Origin of the sequence: Streptomyces asoensis (genome assembly GCF_016860545.1) — a bacterium.
Lineage (GTDB): Bacteria > Actinomycetota > Actinomycetes > Streptomycetales > Streptomycetaceae > Streptomyces > Streptomyces asoensis.
The window spans coordinates 184,910-201,168 of the sequence record NZ_BNEB01000003.1 but is presented as its reverse complement, the minus strand read 5'-3'; the positions used below and the strand labels follow the sequence as shown (position 1 = coordinate 201,168).

The following is a 16,259-nucleotide window of genomic DNA, read 5'->3' as shown; positions in this document are numbered from 1 at the left end:
TTTTCGTGTGACTTTCATATGACTGAGTGTCAGTAATGCGCTGTCCTCGCGCGTCACGTGAGAGTGGAGAAAGGAGCAGGCATGGCCCCACAGCAGCGACGCATGCGGTCGCGGCGGCTGGCCGTCGTCGCGGCGGCGGTCGCGGCGTCGGCCGTCCTCGCGTCCGGACCTGGATTCGCCGCCGGTGCGAGGGTGGGTCGGGTCGGTGATCCTCCCGCTCCCACCCCGACCTCCCCGTCGGCCGCCGCGGTCCGCCCCGCACCCGCCGTCCCCGCCACGCCCGCCGTCCCGGCCACGCCCGCCGCACCCGCACCGAGTGTGACCCCGGCACCACAGGCGAGCCCCGTGGCATCGGTGACACCGGCGGCACCGGCGAGCCCCCAGGCGCCCGCGAAGCCCGCCGCACCGGTCGCCCCGACGCAGAGCGCGTCCACCCTGCCCGCCAAGGAGACACCCGCCTTCGGCGCCTACCTCGACTACGGGGCCCGGGGCGTGGCCCGGATCGCCGAGCTCAGCGCGTGGCTGCACGGCGCGGAGCTGCGGGTCGGCCACACCTACCTGCCGGGCGACCGGTGGAGCAACATCGAGGGCCCGCCCGGCTTCCTCGACGTGTGGGCCGACTGGCGGCGGGAGAAGGACGACCGGATGTTCGTCCTCAACGTGCCCATGATGGAACGCAACGAGCAGGGGGTGTCGGACGACGACGTGCGCACCCTGCTGGCACAGGGCGCGGCCGGCGACTTCGATCACCACTTCAAGGCCCTCGCCGAGCGGCTGGTCGCCCTGAAGGTGCCGGACACGGTGATCGTGCTCGGCTGGGAGATGAACGGCATCACGTACACCCATCGGTGCGGGCCGGACCCGGAGGCCTGGAAGAAGTACTGGAACAGGATCGTCTCCACCATGCGTGCGGTGCCGGGTCAGAAATTCCGCTTCGATTTCACACCGACCCGCGGCAAGGACGCCGTTCCGTGGACCCTGTGTTATCCGGGGGACGACACGGTCGACATCATCGGAATGGACTCCTACGACCAGCCGACCGGCCTGTCCTTCGACGACCAGGTGAAGGAACCCTACGGTCTCCAGGCGCACGTGGACTTCGCCAAAACCCACGGCAAGCCGATTTCGTACCCGGAATGGGGCCTCTTCCGCAACGGTGACAACCCCGAATACATGCGCCGCATGCTCGCCTGGATGGACGAGCACCGGCCGCTGTACAACACGGTGACCGACTACTGCCCGCACGGTGTGTGGCAGTGCACCGAGAACCCGAAGTCGTCCGCCGTCTACCGCTCGCTCCTGTCCGGCCGCGGCGACGGGACGGACACCCCGTCGGCGAGTCCGGAGCCCTCGGCCGAACCCTCCGCGGAGCCCTCCACGCCGACCACCGTGCCGCAACCCCCGGCGAACTGCACCCCGATGGAGCTCGGCGACTGGGTCGAGTACTGGATCGGCGGCAAGCTGTGCTTCCGGCTGGACTGGTGGTCGGACGACGACTGAGCCGAGGTGCGCCGGCGGCGGGCCCGCGTCAGGACCCGCCGCCACCGTCACGCTCCCTCCGCCGCTCCAGCCGGAGCAGCAGCTCCTTGCCCCGCCGCCGCGCGGCCACGTCGCACACGACCGCCGACATCAGGGGGGCGGTGCGCCGACGGGCCAGCAGCAGCCGCTGGTTGACGACCGGCTCGGGCCGCCAGTGGAGCTTGTAGGGCTCGTTGCCGCGCAGCAGGCTCAGCGCGGCCCGCCCCTCGTCCCGGGAGTGCTCGGCGCAGGCGTCGAGCAGCATCACCGCCACGTCCGCCTTGCGCTCGCGCAGCCGGGGATGGGCGCCGTACAGGTAGCCCCCGGCCAGCCGCCGCGACAGCAGCGTCAGATCGACGGCGACCACGTCGTCGTCCAGCCGGAACTCGGTGACCACGGCGTCCCCCGAGCGGACCATCGGGCCGACCGAGCGCACCAGGTGCTCGCAGAACCGCTCCCGCAGGTGCTCGCCCGTCACCTTGCGTCCCTGCCACTGCAACCGGTGCAGGTCCAGCAGCCGTCGCAGCGCCGCGTCCACCTCGTCGGGGCACACCACCTGGCGCTGCACCCCGAGCGCGGTCAGCTTGCGCAGCTTGGCGCGGACCCGCTGGGCCTTCGCCGACGGGAGCCGCGCCAGCAGCTCCTCCATGGGGACGGCGGGCAGCTCCAGGCACACCGAGTCGCTCACCCGCCGCCGGGGCCCGTGCCAGCGCTCGTAGACCCGTTCCACCGCGCCGCCCGGACGCACCTCACGGAAGTCGATCACCGCTGTGCGGGCGGCCGCGGCGAGCGCCTCGGTGAGCGCGGCGACGGCCCGCTCGCCTTGTCCGTCGTCGACGAGGACGTCCCCGTAGTCGGAGATGGCCCCGCCGAGCGGCACGAGCGCCGGCAGCGGCCGGCGCACGGCCATCAGCGGGGCGGCGGCGATCAGTTCGCCGCCGTCGCGGACCAGCAGCACGCGCAGCCTGCCGCGTCTGCCGTACGACAGCCACCACGAGTGGAGCCAGGCGTGGCTCTGGAACGGGGTGGCCGTCGCGCACCGCTGGTAGAGCCGGCCCCAGGCGGGGGCGAGCGCGGCGAAGACCTGCTCGTCGGTGACGAGTTCGGTCGTGAACGCCGGCTTCACAGCGCCCCGTGTGATTCGGCGGCGAGGGCCGGGCCGGGAACGGCGGCCGGGCGCGCGGCCTCCTCCTGCGCGTCCCGCCGGGGGCGGACCAGCAGCACCAGTCCGCCGAGCAGCCCGCCCGCGCTCGCCCCCACCAGACCCGAGACCGCAGGCGACATCGAGGAGGGGCCCGTCGGCCGGACCGCGCGGGCGAACTGCTGGAGCTCCACGTTGGTGGCGGTCCGGGAGCTCTTGGCGTGCTGGGTCAGCGACCGGGAGACCGCGTTGGCCATGTCGGCGGCCAGGTCCGCGCGCGGGGAGGTCGCCGTGATCGACACCATCGGGGCGTCCGGCGAGGTCGCCGTCTGCACGCTGGACTGGAGCGTCTTCACCGGCACCCCGGCCCACACCTGCGCGTCCCCGAGCACCGCCAGCTGTGTGGCGACCCGGCCGTAGGCCTGCGCGAAGCCCAGGGCGGACGCCGGGTCGGACTTCTCGGTGGGGACGGCGACGACATAGGCGGTGGCCGTGTAGACGGGCGGCTTGAGGGCGCCGTACGCGCCGCCGAGCAGCCCGCCGGCGACGACACCGGCCGCGAGCAGGGACCAGGGCGGCAGCGTCCGTGCGCGGCGTGCGGCGGCAGGACGGCGGGGGTTCTCGGTCATGGGGAACTGACTCCCTGGGGTGTCGGGGTGGCGGGGAAGAGCGGGGACGGTCCGCGGTGTCCGGAGACCGTGGCCGCGTACACGTCCATGAGCTGGGCGGCGCTGCGGCCGATGTCGTAGTGGAGGGCGGCCTCGGCGGCGGTGCGCGGGCCGGGGGCCTGCGCGCGCGTCTCGGTCAGCGCGCGGACGAGGTCCTCGGTGCCGCCGGTCACCCGGCGGGCGTTCGGGACGTCGGCGGGCAGCTGCTCGATCGCCGGGCAGGACGCGTAGAGCACGGGCAGGCCGCAGGCCAGCGCCTCGACGATCGCCAGGCCGAAGGTCTCCTCCGGGGAGGGGGAGACGAACACGTCCATGGCGCAGACCAGGGAGGGCAGGTCGGGGCCGGGGGTGCCGTCGGGAACGCAGGGCCGTTCGCCGGTGAACAGGACACGGTCGGCGACCCCCGCCTCGTGGGCGGTGCGGCGCAGCACGTTCTCCTCGGGGCCGCCGCCGACCAGCACCAGCCAGTGGTCGCGGGGCAGGCGGGCGAGGGCGTGCACGAGGACGTCGAAGCGCTTGCCCGCGGTGAGGCGTCCGACACCGCCGACGACCCGGGCGTCGTCGGGCAGGCCGAGGCGCCGGCGGGTGCGGTGGCGGGCCTGCGGGTCGAAACGGAAGCGGGTCAGGTCGATGCCGTTGGGGACGACCTCGATCCGCGGTGCCGGGACGCCCCAGCCGCGCAGCCGGTCGGCGACCGTGGGGGAGACGGCGACCGTCGTGCGGCCGAGCCGTTCGCTGGCCAGGTACAGCGCCCGCACCCCGGAGGTCAGCCGCCGCCCTTCCAGCTGCGAGTCGCCAAGCGAGTGCTCGGTGGCGACGACCGCCCGGACCCCGGCCAGCCGAGCGGCCAGCCGGCCGTAGACGCAGGCCCGGTAGAGATGGGTGTGGACGAGGTCGTAGCCGCCGGCGCGGATGATCCGCACCAGCCGCGGCAGCGCGGCCAGGTCGCGGTTGCCCGCCATGCCCAGGTGGACGACGCGGACCCCGTCCTCGGCCAGCCCGTCGGCCACCGCCCCCGGGTTGGTGAGCGTCACCACCTCGCACTCGACCGGCAGATGCCGCAGCAGCAGACGCAGCTGCTGTTCGGCGCCGCCGACCCCGAGCCCGGTGATGATGTGCAGCGCCTTCACCGCAGCCCCTCGACGGGACGCCGGCGCAACCGGTGCAACCGGTACTTCAGGTGCATGCGCACGACGTTGTCGTTCTGCCCGACGTGCACCCGGGGCAGGGCGTGCAGACCGTTCAGCGCACCGGGGTCGATCGCGCACGCGTAGGCGTAACCGGCTTCGCGCACGGCGTCCATGGCGCGCCGGTCGATCGTCCCGTACGGGTAGCAGAAGCCGTCGACCGCGGTGCCGAGCAGCTCGGTGAGGACCGCCCGGCTCTCGACGGTCTCCTTCTTCAGGGTGAGGTCGTCGGCCCGGGTCAGATCGACGTGGGTGAGACCGTGCGAACCGATCTCGACGCCCTCGTAGGCGGCGCGGCAGATGCCGTCGGCGGTCAGCAGCGGCTTGCGCGGGCCGAGCGGGTCCCAGGCGTTGTCGCCGCCGAGCCTGCCGGGCAGCACGAAGAGCGTGGCGTTGCAGCGGTGGCGGCGCAGCACCGGCAGCGCCTCGCCGAGGAAGTCGGTGTACCCGTCGTCGAAGGTGAGGCCGACGAGGTTGCGCCCTTCGCCGCGGGCGCGGGCGGCGAGCAGTTCGGCCATGGAGACACCGCGCAGACCCTGCCTGCGCAGCCACATGAGCTGCTTCTCCAGCCGCTCGGGGGTGACCGTGATGCGGTAGGGGTCGTCGGCGCAGTCCCCCACGGAGTGGTACATCGCCACCCACGGGACGGGAGTGCGTCTGCTGTTGTCAGGAGCGGCCATGGGAGAGCCTCCGGGTCACGGAACGGACGGAACGGAGTGCGGAGACGACGCCCTGGGAGCCCAGGGCGCGGCCCAGCAGCAGGAAGGTGACGGTCACGGTGAGACCGCCGGCGGCCAGCGCGGCCGCCGGGTCGGCGAATCGTCCGGCGGCGAAGGACCCGGCCAGGGTGGCCACCAGGGCCGCCCGCACCGGCCGGCTCAGTTCGAGCAGCACGTCCCGGATGCCCACCGGCACGCTGCGCGGTCCCATCCCCGCCAGCAGGACGAGGGCGGTGACGGTGATGCCGGTCGCGTTGGCGGCGGCGATCCCGTACACCCCCCACGCACCGACGCTCAGCGCGCCGATCCAGGAGGTCACGACGATCCCGGCGGCCATCGCGCCGACCGGGTACCAGGAGCCGCGGCCCGCCGAGAAGTACGAGCGCACCAGTACGCCCACCAGGGTCTGGCCGAGCAGCCCGAGCGCGTACACACGCATCACGCCCGCCGTCGCCGCCGTGTCCCTCGCGGTGAACGCGCCTCGCTGGAACAGCACTTCGACGATCTGCGGGGCGCACGCCACCACGGCGGCCGTGCCCAGCAGCACGACGCACGCGGCCAGCGCCAGATCGCGCTCCACCCGGGAACGGGCCCGTTCGGTGTCCCCCTCGGCGAGCGCCCGCGCGACCACCGGGAAGGTGACCGTGCAGACCATCACCGACAGGATCATGGGCATCTGCGCGACCTTCTGCGCGTAGTTGAGGTGCGAGATCGCGCCGGCCGGCAGCTGCGAGGCGAGGAAGCGCTCGATGAGGACCTGGGACTGCCGGCACAGCGCGAACAGCAGGACGGTCGCCAGCAGCAGGGTGTCGAGCGGCCGGGCCTCCTCCTGTCCGGCGACCACTTCGTTCACCGTGCGCTTCCTCAACTCCCGCAGGAGGGAGGGCAGCTGGACGACGACCATGAGCAGCCCGCCGACCGCGACCCCGGCCGCCGCCGACCGCACGCCCCAGTGCCCGCCGAGCACGAACATCCCGGTGATGATGCCGGTGTTGTAGGCCACGTAGATCGCGGCCGGAGCCGCGTACCGCCGGTGCGCGCGCAGCGCCGCGCTGCAGTACCCGGCGAGCCCGAAGCTCACCACGCAGGTGGCGGTCAGCCGGGTGCAGTCGACGGCGAGGGCGGGGTCGGGCAGGCCGGGCGCGAGGACGTCGACCAGCTGCGGTGCCAGACCGATGAACAGTGCGCCGACGGCGACGAAGGCCAGCGACAGCCGGGGCAGCGTGCCGGCGACCAGCGCGCGCACCGGGTCGCCGGGGACGCCCCGGGCGCGCCGGGCCAGCGCCATGCTGAACGCCGGGATCAGGGCGAACGCCAGGCCGTCCTCGATGAGCAGGGTGGCCGCGAACTCGGGCACGGTCCACGCCACCAGGAAGGCGTCCGTGTCGCTGCCCGCGCCGAACAGCCGGGCCAGCGCCTGGTCGCGCACCAGCCCCAGCAGCGACCCGGCGACGGAGAGGACGGCGGTGACGAGGGTGGCCTTGGCGAGGAACCCCCGCGAGGGGGGCGGCAGTTCACCGTCGTCGGCCCCGGCGGCCGGGAGTCCGCCGCCGTCCGCTCCGGGCGACGGGAGTCCGCCGCGGTCCGCCCCGGCCTTCGTCCGCGTTCCCGCCCCGGTCCCGACCGCCGTCTCGGCCCCGATGGCCGTCGACGCCGTGGAGGGGGTCGCCGTGGAGGGGGTCGCCGTGGCGTCCGCCGCTTCGGCGGCTTCCTCGGCCGTCTCCCCGGGGCGTGCGACGGACCGCGCCGGCGGTACGGGAACGGGACCGTCCGTGCGGGGCGTCCGAGGAGGCGTCACCGTCATCGGGCGAGCGCCTCCTCGCGGCCACCGGCGCCCACCAGCGCCCACCAGGCCACGACGCCGAAGACGACGGCGGTCAGCACGGTCGAGGGGCCGCCGATGTCGGCGTACGCGAAGTCCACGAGCTGCCACACCAGCAGGCCGCAGGCGACCAGCGCGCAGTCGAGGCCCGGCCCGGCGTGCCGGACCCGGAACCAGCCGCGCAGCCCGCGGGCCAGCAGCGCAAGCCAGCCGCCCGCGAGGGCGAGCAGACCGATCAGGCCCTGCTCGCTGAGGATCAGCAGGTACATGTTGTGCGGGGAGAGCAGCGGCTGCTTGACGAACCCGGATCCCGCGCCGGCGGTGTCGCTGCCCGAGGACAGGGCGAGGGAGGCGTGCGCGTCGCGGTGCTCGGGGAAACCCTTCAGGCCGACGCCGGTCAGCGGTTCGTCGCGCCAGATGCCCACCGCGGACGCCCACAGCGTGTACCGGTCGGTGACCGACTGGTCGGGGGCGTCCTTGACCTGGGTGATGCTGTTGACACGCTCCTGGAGCATCGCCGAGCCGACCCCGAACCCGCCGACCAGGATCACCCCGGCCGCGGCCGCCACGGCGGCCACCTTCAGCGCCCGCAGCGGCCCGGCGAGGACCAGCTGGACCACGCAGGTCAGCGCGGTCGCGATCCACGCGCCCCGGCTGAAGGAGAGCGCGAGCGGCACCAGCAGGGCCAGTGCCGAGCAGGCGGCGATCACCCGCTGCCGTACGGGCGTGCGGCCCAGCGCCAGCCCGACGGCGCAGACCAGGCCGAACGCCACCACGGTCGCCATGCCCATCACGTCCTGCGGTCCGAACGTGCCGACCGCCCGGATGTCCGCGCCCTGGTAGGAGGCGCCGGTCCCGGTGACGAACTGGTGCACGCCCACCGCGCCCTGCCATCCGGCGAGCCCGACGAACGACCAGGCCAGCACCCGGAAGTCGGCCCGGTCACGGACCAGCAGGACGACGGACGCCGGGACCAGCACGAAGACCTGGAGGTAGCGGCCGAGACCGCCGAGCGCCGCCCCCGGGGAGGAGGCGCCCGCGGCGGCGACCGCGAGCCCGACGACCGGCAGCCCGAGGACCACGGCGGCCGTCCGCGACAGCGGGCGCTGCCGCCGTCGCAGCAGCCGGACCGCGCAGAACAGCACGACCAGTGCGGACAGCGCGTCGGCCGGTCCGGCGCCGCCCTCCCCGCCCGGAGCGAGCGGCAGGCCGAGCAGGGCGACCACGGCGACCACGGGCAGGACGGGTGACAGCGTCCGGACGCGGGGCAGGGGCAGGGCGAGGGTCATCGGCGGTTCAGCTCCCGGTCGGTCGCACGACGGCGGCCGCGGTGCGCAGCAGGATGCAGATGTCCTGCCACAGCGACCAGTTGTCGATGTAGGCGTTGTCGAAGCGGGCCCGGTCCTCGATCGAGGTGTCCCCGCGCAGCCCCTGCACCTGGGCGAGGCCGGTGATGCCGGTCTGCATCCGGTGACGGGCCGCGTAACCGGGATAGGTCTGGCTGAACTCGCCCACGAAGTAGGGGCGTTCGGGGCGGGGGCCGACCAGGCTCATGTCGCCGCACAGCACGTTCCACAGCTGGAGCAGCTCGTCCAGCGAGGTCTGGCGCAGGAAGCGGCAGAAGCGGCTCATCTGCCGTTCGCCGGCCACGCTCCACCGGGTCGCCGCCTCGTGCTCGTCGACGGGGCGGTGGGTGCGGAACTTCAGCAGCGTGAAGGGCCGGCCGTCCTTGCCGATGCGCTCCTGGCGGAAGACCACCCCGGGTCCGTCGGTCACCCGCAGCACCAGCGCGCACGTCAGCAGCAGCGGGCTCAGCAGCAGGAGCAGGGTGCCGGAGGCCGCGACGTCCAGCAGCCGCTTGCCCAGGCTGCCCCGGCGCCGGGTGCCCAGGTCGAGACGGCGGCAGGAGAACCCGGCGAGCTGGTCGCGGCTCGCGTAGGAGGGGGAGTCGGCGTCGACCTCCCACACCGTGCAGCCCGACTCGGCGAGCGCCCGCAGCAGGGGGCCCTGCACGGTGCGCACGGCGGGGTGGACGCACAGGACGTCCCGGACGCCGTTCTGGATGAGGGCCCGCTGGACCTCCTGACCGGTGGTCAGCACCGGCAGCCCTTCGGGGCCGTCGGGCCGTTCGGTCACCACGCCCACCGGCTGGATGCCGGAGCGGGGGTGGCGCAGCACGGCGGCGGCCACCCGCTGCGCGGTCGTGGCGGGCCCGATGACGAGCGCGGCGTGCGGGCGGCGCAGCAGGGCCCGGCGCCGCCGCAGGTGCACCAGCGCGCGGCCCGCGCAGCCGGCCGCGGTCTGCGCCGCGAACCCCAGGAGCAGGGTGCGGACCGACAGCGCGTGGGCCGGGTTCCACGCCGCGACGAGCGCGCCCAGCGCCAGCCAGGCCACCGCGATCCGGCCACAGACCGCGGGCAGTTCGTCCAGGACCCCCGCGACCGGACGCGTGCGCTGCGGGCGCAGCAGTATCGTCGCCGCCACCAGGACGGCCACCAGCAGCGGACGCCGCTGTGCCCCGGTCAGGGCCAGCGCGCCCGCGAACGCTGCGAGGCCGTCGGCGACGAGCAGCGGCAGCGGCGACGCGGGCCGCGCCGGGGGCCGCCGGGTGGGGAACCGGAATCCCGCTGCGCTCGCCCGCCGCGGAATGACCGAGACGGGGGAGTACCCGGGCTGCGAGCCGGGCGAGGGGACGGTGCTTTCCGCAGTCACGAGTGGATGGACTCCCTGCACTCGGTGGGCGCGACACGCGCCCCGTGGGTGGTCGTGAGCAGTTCGCGGTACACGTCCGCGACCGCCTCGGCCGTGCGCCGCACGTCGTGCGTGGACAGGACGTGCCGACGCCCCTGATGGCCGAGCGACTCGCGCAGCAGCGGGTCGAGCAGCAGTCCGGCGACGGCACCGGCGAGCGCCGCCGGGTTCTCGGCGGGCACCAGACAGCGGGACGCGAGAGCGGGCGGCACGCTCTCGCGGGCACCGTCCACCTCGGTCACCACCACGGGCCGCCCGCAGGCCAGCGCCTCCAGCGGGACCAGCGCCATGCCCTCCCAGCGCGAGGGCAGCACCACCAGGTCGGCGGCCTGGTACCAGGGCACGGCGTCGTCGACGGCGCCCGTGAACAGCACCGACTCCGGCGCGCGGGAGCGCAGCCGCTCCGCGTCCGGGCCGTCGCCGACCAGCACCAGCCGGGCGCCGGGCACCCTGCGCTCGATGTCCGGCCAGGCGGCCAGCAGGACGTCCTGCCCCTTCTGCCGGCACAGCCGCCCCACGCACACCACCAGCGGGGCGGCCGGGTCGGCACCCGGCAGCAGACCGGCCCGTACGGTGTCCACGCAGGCCGGGTGGAACCGCTCGGGGTCGACGCCGTTGGGGACGACGCTCCACCGTCCGGCGATCCCGGCGCGCACACCGGTCGCGCGTTCCGCCTCGCTCACACAGACCAGCCGGTCCGCCCAACGGGCCCCGAAGCGCTCCCAGGTGAGGGCCAGCGCCGCCATGACCCCGTCGACCGCCTCGAAGGACCAGGCGTGCGGCTGGAACACGGTGGGGATCCGGCCGCGCACCGCGAGCCGCCCGGCCAGCCCGGCCTTGGCGCTGTGCGCGTGCACCAGATCGGGGCGTACCTCGTCGAGCAGGCGTACGAGCCGTCGTACCTCGCCGGCGAGCGACGGACCCGGCGAACGCGTGGCCGCCCAGTGCCGCACCTGCGCGCCGAGGGCTCGCAGGTCCCCCGCGAGCGGGCCGGCCGGGCAGGCCACGGTGACGTGCAGACCGGCCGCGAGCTGGGCCCGTGCCAGGTCCTTCACGACCCGGGGGACCCCGCCGTCCACGGGCTGGGTGAGGTGCAGGACCCGGAGTCGGCCGTCGGGTTCTGGCTGGTGCATTGCGCGGTTTCCTCGCTCACGGTGGCGCTCGGGACAGGCGGGAACGCGCTTACTGCTTCTTCCGTGTGTCGACGGCGACGAAGAGCGCCCCGGCCCACGCCGCGTCCCGGTGGGAAACGAGCCGAACGGCCAGCTGGTCACCGCCGCGCCGCAATCCGGACCGCAGATCGAACACGTCGGAGTCGTAGCCGAGAGTGTTGGCGTACGCCGGTACACGCGCCGCCGGAGCCTCCCCCGGCTCGCTGATCGTGGAGTTCAACACATCGTCAGATGGATTGACCGGGTTCGTGAGCGGGGCGGCCGTGCGGCCACCGGTCGCGAACATGAGCGAATCACCCGTTCGGCCGCGGTCGCCCTCGTAGGCGACGAGCCCGGCCCGGCCGCCCGCCCCCTGGGGGATGCGCAGTCCGCGCAGCCGGAGCTCCTTGCCGGCGGCGCCGACGGTGTCGAAGCCGTCCCACAGGGAAAGGTGCCGCAGCGGCTCGGCCGGGTTCTCGTAGGCCACGACCAGGGTCCAGCCGCCCCACGCGCCGGCCGCGGACCTGCCCATGGCCACATTGACCTGCGCGACCGTGTACAGCCCTCCGCCGCTGCGGCGGACCAGTCCGGTGACGTCCGCGGAGGCCTGGAAGGCGTCGGCGCCCCGCTCCACGCGGTGGCCGACGACCGTGTCCGCGAGGACCGCCTTGTACGCGCCACCGGGTTCGGCGATCAGCACGCGCCCGTTGTCCTTCGGCGGCTTCTGCTCGCCGACCAGGAGATTGCCGCCCCAGTACAGCCGCGCGTACGACACCCGCGCGCCCCGGGGCAGACGGACCTCCGCGCGGGAGGAGTTGTAGGTGTTCGGGTCGGTGTCGACGTCGACGTAGAACATGTTGAAGGCCTGGTTGACGCCGGCCGTGCCCTGGCGCACGGAAGCGCAGGTCGGCGCCGCCTTCCCGGTGGGCGTCGTCGTGGTGCGGCAGCTGATGGCCGCGTTGGCGGCGCGGACGATCCCGCCGTGCTGTGTCGCGTGGAAGCGCTGGGTGAAGGCGAGGCGCGGAGCCTCGGCGGCGGGCGGCGCGCCGGCCGCGAGGGCTCCGGCGGGCGCCCAGAGCGACGCGAGGGCGAGGACGCCGACGGTCGCGCGGCGTAGCAGCGGACCAAGGGAATTGCGCATGACCGGCGGGGCCCTTTCGTGCGATTTGCTTGCTATAGGCGTGCGTCGGATGGGGCGCAACTCTAATCGCTGACCGGACTAATCCGTCGAAACCGGACAAGTGTGTCGGAATGGTGAAGCCGGGCTCCGGTGACATCACTCGTTCGGCGGCACAACCCCCGCGAGCCCCGCGCGTTGATTCAGCGCCGGGCATCCCCGCCCGGGTGTTTTTTCATCACCCCAAGGAGCACCTCTCCATGTCGCGTATCGCGAAGGGCCTGGCCCTGACCTCCGTTGCCGCCGCGGCCGTCGTCGGCGCCTCCGGCCTCGCCGCCGCCGACAGTGGCGCGAACGGCGTCGCCGAGCACTCCCCGGGCGTGCTGTCCGGCAACGTCGTCCAGGTTCCCGTGCACATCCCGGTCAACGTCTGCGGCAACACGATCAACGTGGTCGGCCTGCTGAACCCGGCGTTCGGCAACACCTGCGTCAACGACTGACGTCACCTCCCCCAGGGGTCACGACACGTCATGAGCCGAACGGCCGCCCTCCAGTCGGGAGGGCGGCCGTTCGCCTTCGTGCGGGCGCCCGTCGGGGTGATCGCCTCGAACGGGGCAAGGCGGCCGCACCCCGCGCGGGGTCTTGCCATGCCGCCCCACCAGGGGTGATGCAGGCGGGACCGGCCTGCGGTGATTACCTCGAGCGGTCGAACGGTTGCGGAGGGCTACACCCGTTCGCACGGTGGGCGGGAGACCCGACGCGACCGAGAGGAACTCCCATGCGTGGTCTGCCCGCACGGCGTACCGCTTCCAGCCGCACTCTGCGCCACCCTCGTCCTCGGCATCGCCGTCCCGGCCGCCATGGCGGCCGACGGGGCCGCTGCCCATGAGCGCACCGCCGCGGTGTCGGACTCGCCCGTCGCCGACGCGGACGCGCTGCTCGCCCAGGCCGCCCGGCTCGGTGGCTTCGGCACGGTCCTCGCCCCGGTCACCGGCCTGCTCGACACCGTCCTCAAGGCCGACGACGGCCGGCTCACCACCGACCAGGCCGCCCGGCTCGGCGCGGCCGTGGCGGCGGCCGTCGCCAAGATCACGGCGACGGCCCCGGCGACGGACCCGGCCCCACCCGCCGACCCCGCGGCCCAGACGCCCGCCCAGCCCGCCGCCCCGGCCCACCCGGCGGCGCAGGCGCCCGCCGACCCCGCGGTGCAGGCCGCCGCCGAGCCCGCGGCCTCGCTGTCCTCGTCCTCCTCGGGCGGCAAGAGCGGTGCGGCGGGCAAGAGCACCGCAGCCGCCGGCCGGGCGAAGGCGGCCGCCGACCCGGTGTCCGACGCCGTCGCCGCGCTCGACAAGGCGGTCACCGCCCTGCTCGCCGCCGCCACCTCCCCCGACGTCGGCCAGGTCCTCCCGGCCGTGTCCGGCGTGGTGTCCGGCCTCGTCGACCTGCTCACCGCCACGCCGGCCGGAGCCGGCCTGACCCTTCCCGAACTGCCGGTCCAGGCCCCGGCGGTGGCGCCGCCCGCGCTTCCGGCCGAGGCGTCGCTCCTCCCCGCGGCCCCGGCCGCCCCCGCGGCCCCTGCGGTCCCCGAGGCACCGGCAGCCCCCGCAGCACCGGCAGCCCCCGCAGCACCGGCCGCGCCCGCCGCCTGAGCCCCGCCCCGTGTCCCCGCACCCCGGCCGCTGCGCCGGGGTGCGGAAATTTCTGCGCACACGGTTTCCGCATCCGGCGGGGCTCGTTAGGCACGGCGCCCAGAACGTCCCTGGCGACCCGTGCCGCGCCGAGCCGCCGCACGACCCGACACGCGGACGGCCGAGCCGCCGTACCGGGCCGGGTCGGCGGGTCGCCGAAGAAAGGAACCCGATGAAGTCCCTGAAGGCTGCCGCTGTCGTTGCCGGATCCCTGGTCCTCGCCGGTGCCGCCGCACCCGCGTTCGCGACCCCCGCCGACCTCACGCCCACCAGCCTCAACGGCGCCGTGGACACCCTCGCCAAGGGTCCGATCAACCTGCGGGACGCGATGCCGCTCCAGCACCAGTCGGACGCCCTCGACACCGAGAACAAGGACTCCGTCCTCAACACCGTCAACGGCGCGGCCGCCGCCCTGAATGCCCCCGGCTCCCTCCTCGGCGGGCTGCCGCTCCGCGGCTGAGACGCGCCTCGCGCGGGGCCGGTCCGTCACCGACGGGACCGGCCCCGTCGCTGTTCGAGGCGGGTCGAGCGGCGCGTCCCTCGTTCGTGTGGAGCAACCCGCCCACGTCATCCGGTCGGGTGAGAACACACCGGAAGGCGCCCGGCCGCGCCGGTAGGGTCGCGCGGTGACCTCAACCCCCAGCGCAACCCGCCCCTTCCGCGTGACCGACCTGGGCACCCTCGTCGTGATGCCGTGGAGCGGCGAGGCCCCCGACGGCAGTGACATGCCCTACCTGCTGGCCTACTCCCTCGGCGACACCCAGGAAGGACCGGAGGGGACGGCAGCCGCCGTCGCGCGCCTGCTCACCGACAACGGCATGTCCGTCGGCGGCGAAGTCGTCGACGGCACCGAGCGGCCCAGCCTGCCGTTCGGCCTGCTCGTCGAGGCCGGTGCCGCCGTCCTCAACATGCCGGGCCTGAACGCCCAGTGCCTGCCGCCCGCGGAGTGGCTGACTGCCGCCGAGCAGCGCGGCTACGCCTACCTCGTCTTCACCACCCGCGCCTGGCCCGAGGCCACGCCCGGCCGGCCCGTCCCGCCCGAGGCGCTGGCCGCGTTCGCGGGTGCCCCCGAGACCCTGACGGCCGCGGCCCACATCGTCCTGCCCGCGCGCCGACTGCGCGGCTGATGCGCGAGCCGTACCCGGCGCCGGCGGGCGGCGGCCGCGGGTACGCCCTGCTGCTCGTCCTGACCGGTGCGGCCGGGCTGCTGGCCGCCTGGGTCATCACCCTCGACAAGTTCAAGTTGCTGGAGGATCCCGGCTTCACGCCCGGGTGCAGCCTGAACCCCGTCGTCTCCTGCGGCAGCGTCATGACGAGCCACCAGGCCTCGGTGTTCGGGTTCCCCAACCCGATGCTGGGCCTGGTGGCCTACGGGATCGTCGTCTGCGTCGGCATGAGCCTGCTGGCCGGCGCCGTCTTCCCCCGCTGGTACTGGCTGACCTTCGCCGCGGGCTGCCTCTTCGGCGTCGTGTTCGTGTCCTGGCTCCAGTTCCAGTCCCTGTACCGGATCAACGCGCTGTGCCTGTGGTGCTGTCTGGCCTGGGTCGCCACGATCCTCATGTTCTGGTACGTCGTCTCGTTCGCCGTACGCCACGCGTTCCTGCCCGCGCCTGCCTGGGCACGGACTTTCCTCACCGAGTTCACCTGGGTGCCGCCGCTGCTGCACATCGGGGTGATCGGCATGCTGATCCTGACCCGGTGGTGGGACTTCTGGACGAGCTGACCTTCCGACCGTCGTACCGGCGGCCGTAGCACTATTGCGGCACCCGGGGGAATTGTGAACTGATGCCGTTTTCCGGCTCGTTACCCGGTACGGACGCAACGCCCCCGAATCCCTGCGAAAGGTCCCGTACCCGAGATGAAGCCGACCACCCGAGGAACCCTCGCCGCCGTCGTCACCTGTGTCGCGGCCGCCGCCGCTGCCGCCGCCTCCGTGACCCCCGCCGCCGCGATCGGCACGGTGCCCGTCCCCGTCCCGCTGGACGGAGTCGAGAAGTCCCTCAACGTGGAACTGCCCAGGCTCGGCGCCGAGCTCCCCCTGCCGACGCCGGGCGCGCCCGAGGGACCGCGTTTCGTCGAGGGCCGGCTGCTCCCCGAACGCGTCGTCCCGCAGCTGCCCGTCGCCGCCGGGCTGCCCGGCGTGGGGCTGCGCGCACCCCTGCCGGAGATCCTCGGCAACGACTTCAACCACCTCGGACTGGACGCCCCCGCCTCCGACGTGCGCACCCTCGGCCCGGGGCTCACCCTGGACGCCCCGCTGACGGCGCCCAACCCCGACCGCTTCGGCCTGCCGGACCTCCAGCTGCCCGCGGCGGGCGTGCTCACCCCGGTGCTCCAGGCGGTGCCCGGCGCGGACCTCGGCCTGGGCCAGGGTCTCTAACCGGCCGACCGGCGGCCCCACCGCCACGACCACGGGCCCGGACGGCGTCGTCCGGGCCCGTCGCCATGCCCGGATCCGCTTCCCGCGCCGACCGTCCGGCCCCCGGGCGGTGACCCG

Annotated in this window: 16 protein-coding genes; 7 read left to right on the top strand and 9 right to left on the bottom strand. The window is 74.5% G+C overall.

Going from position 1 to position 16,259, the window contains the following annotated elements:
• Positions 1 to 81: 81 nt before the first annotated feature.
• Positions 82 to 1,500, top strand: coding sequence for a glycoside hydrolase family 26 protein (locus Saso_RS13680; RefSeq protein ID WP_189918035.1), 1,419 nt, complete (start codon positions 82 to 84; stop codon positions 1,498 to 1,500).
• Between the two features lie 28 nt (positions 1,501 to 1,528).
• Here Saso_RS13680 and Saso_RS13675 read toward each other — a convergent pair whose 3' ends face one another.
• The 9 genes from Saso_RS13675 to Saso_RS13635 are packed head-to-tail and all read right to left on the bottom strand — an operon-like array spanning position 1,529 to position 12,098.
• Entirely contained in the window at positions 1,529 to 2,644 is a 1,116-nt protein-coding gene (locus Saso_RS13675; protein WP_189918034.1) for a GNAT family N-acetyltransferase, read from the bottom strand.
• Positions 2,641 to 3,288, bottom strand: coding sequence for a YveK family protein (locus Saso_RS13670; protein ID WP_189918032.1), 648 nt, complete (start codon positions 3,286 to 3,288; stop codon positions 2,641 to 2,643). The genes Saso_RS13675 and Saso_RS13670 overlap by 4 nt, the downstream gene beginning before the upstream one ends.
• A complete protein-coding gene (locus Saso_RS13665; RefSeq protein ID WP_189918030.1) occupies positions 3,285 to 4,457 on the bottom strand; it encodes a glycosyltransferase in 1,173 nt (390 codons plus the stop codon). The genes Saso_RS13670 and Saso_RS13665 overlap by 4 nt, the downstream gene beginning before the upstream one ends.
• The gene (locus Saso_RS13660) at positions 4,454 to 5,194 is read right to left on the bottom strand and encodes a polysaccharide deacetylase family protein (RefSeq protein ID WP_189918028.1); all 741 of its coding nucleotides are present in this window, start codon (positions 5,192 to 5,194) and stop codon (positions 4,454 to 4,456) included. The genes Saso_RS13665 and Saso_RS13660 overlap by 4 nt, the downstream gene beginning before the upstream one ends.
• The gene (gene murJ / locus Saso_RS13655; protein WP_229901033.1) at positions 5,181 to 7,037 is read right to left on the bottom strand and encodes a murein biosynthesis integral membrane protein MurJ; all 1,857 of its coding nucleotides are present in this window, start codon (positions 7,035 to 7,037) and stop codon (positions 5,181 to 5,183) included. The genes Saso_RS13660 and murJ overlap by 14 nt, the downstream gene beginning before the upstream one ends.
• The gene (locus Saso_RS13650; RefSeq protein ID WP_189918026.1) at positions 7,034 to 8,344 is read right to left on the bottom strand and encodes an O-antigen ligase family protein; all 1,311 of its coding nucleotides are present in this window, start codon (positions 8,342 to 8,344) and stop codon (positions 7,034 to 7,036) included. The genes murJ and Saso_RS13650 overlap by 4 nt, the downstream gene beginning before the upstream one ends.
• 7 nt (positions 8,345 to 8,351) lie before the next feature.
• Positions 8,352 to 9,767, bottom strand: a complete 1,416-nt coding sequence (locus tag Saso_RS13645; protein WP_189918024.1) for an exopolysaccharide biosynthesis polyprenyl glycosylphosphotransferase — start codon at positions 9,765 to 9,767, stop codon at positions 8,352 to 8,354.
• On the bottom strand, positions 9,764 to 10,939 hold the full coding sequence (locus tag Saso_RS13640) for a glycosyltransferase (RefSeq protein WP_189918016.1): 1,176 nt from the start codon (positions 10,937 to 10,939) through the stop codon (positions 9,764 to 9,766). The genes Saso_RS13645 and Saso_RS13640 overlap by 4 nt, the downstream gene beginning before the upstream one ends.
• A 49-nt stretch (positions 10,940 to 10,988) precedes the next feature.
• The gene (locus tag Saso_RS13635) at positions 10,989 to 12,098 is read right to left on the bottom strand and encodes a DUF3344 domain-containing protein (protein ID WP_189918014.1); all 1,110 of its coding nucleotides are present in this window, start codon (positions 12,096 to 12,098) and stop codon (positions 10,989 to 10,991) included.
• A 236-nt stretch (positions 12,099 to 12,334) separates the two neighbouring features.
• On the opposite strand from Saso_RS13635, the gene Saso_RS13630 reads away from it, so the two are divergent.
• The 6 genes from Saso_RS13630 (at position 12,335) to Saso_RS13605 (ending at position 16,142) form a co-directional block, all read left to right on the top strand.
• Positions 12,335 to 12,574, top strand: a complete 240-nt coding sequence (locus tag Saso_RS13630; RefSeq protein ID WP_189918012.1) for a chaplin — start codon at positions 12,335 to 12,337, stop codon at positions 12,572 to 12,574.
• 282 nt (positions 12,575 to 12,856) lie between these two features.
• Positions 12,857 to 13,723, top strand: a complete 867-nt coding sequence (locus Saso_RS13625) for a hypothetical protein (protein ID WP_229901031.1) — start codon at positions 12,857 to 12,859, stop codon at positions 13,721 to 13,723.
• Positions 13,724 to 13,934: 211 nt separating this feature from the next.
• A complete protein-coding gene (locus tag Saso_RS13620; RefSeq protein ID WP_189918010.1) occupies positions 13,935 to 14,222 on the top strand; it encodes a hypothetical protein in 288 nt (95 codons plus the stop codon).
• A gap of 166 nt (positions 14,223 to 14,388) precedes the next feature.
• Positions 14,389 to 14,889 carry a DUF5949 family protein gene (locus Saso_RS13615; protein WP_189918009.1) on the top strand — a complete coding sequence of 167 codons (501 nt, stop codon included), beginning with the start codon at positions 14,389 to 14,391 and terminating at the stop codon, positions 14,887 to 14,889.
• Positions 14,889 to 15,485 carry a vitamin K epoxide reductase family protein gene (locus tag Saso_RS13610; RefSeq protein WP_189918007.1) on the top strand — a complete coding sequence of 199 codons (597 nt, stop codon included), beginning with the start codon at positions 14,889 to 14,891 and terminating at the stop codon, positions 15,483 to 15,485. The genes Saso_RS13615 and Saso_RS13610 overlap by 1 nt, the downstream gene beginning before the upstream one ends.
• 135 nt (positions 15,486 to 15,620) lie before the next feature.
• A complete protein-coding gene (locus Saso_RS13605; protein ID WP_189918005.1) occupies positions 15,621 to 16,142 on the top strand; it encodes a hypothetical protein in 522 nt (173 codons plus the stop codon).
• The last annotated feature ends 117 nt before the right edge of the window (positions 16,143 to 16,259 follow it).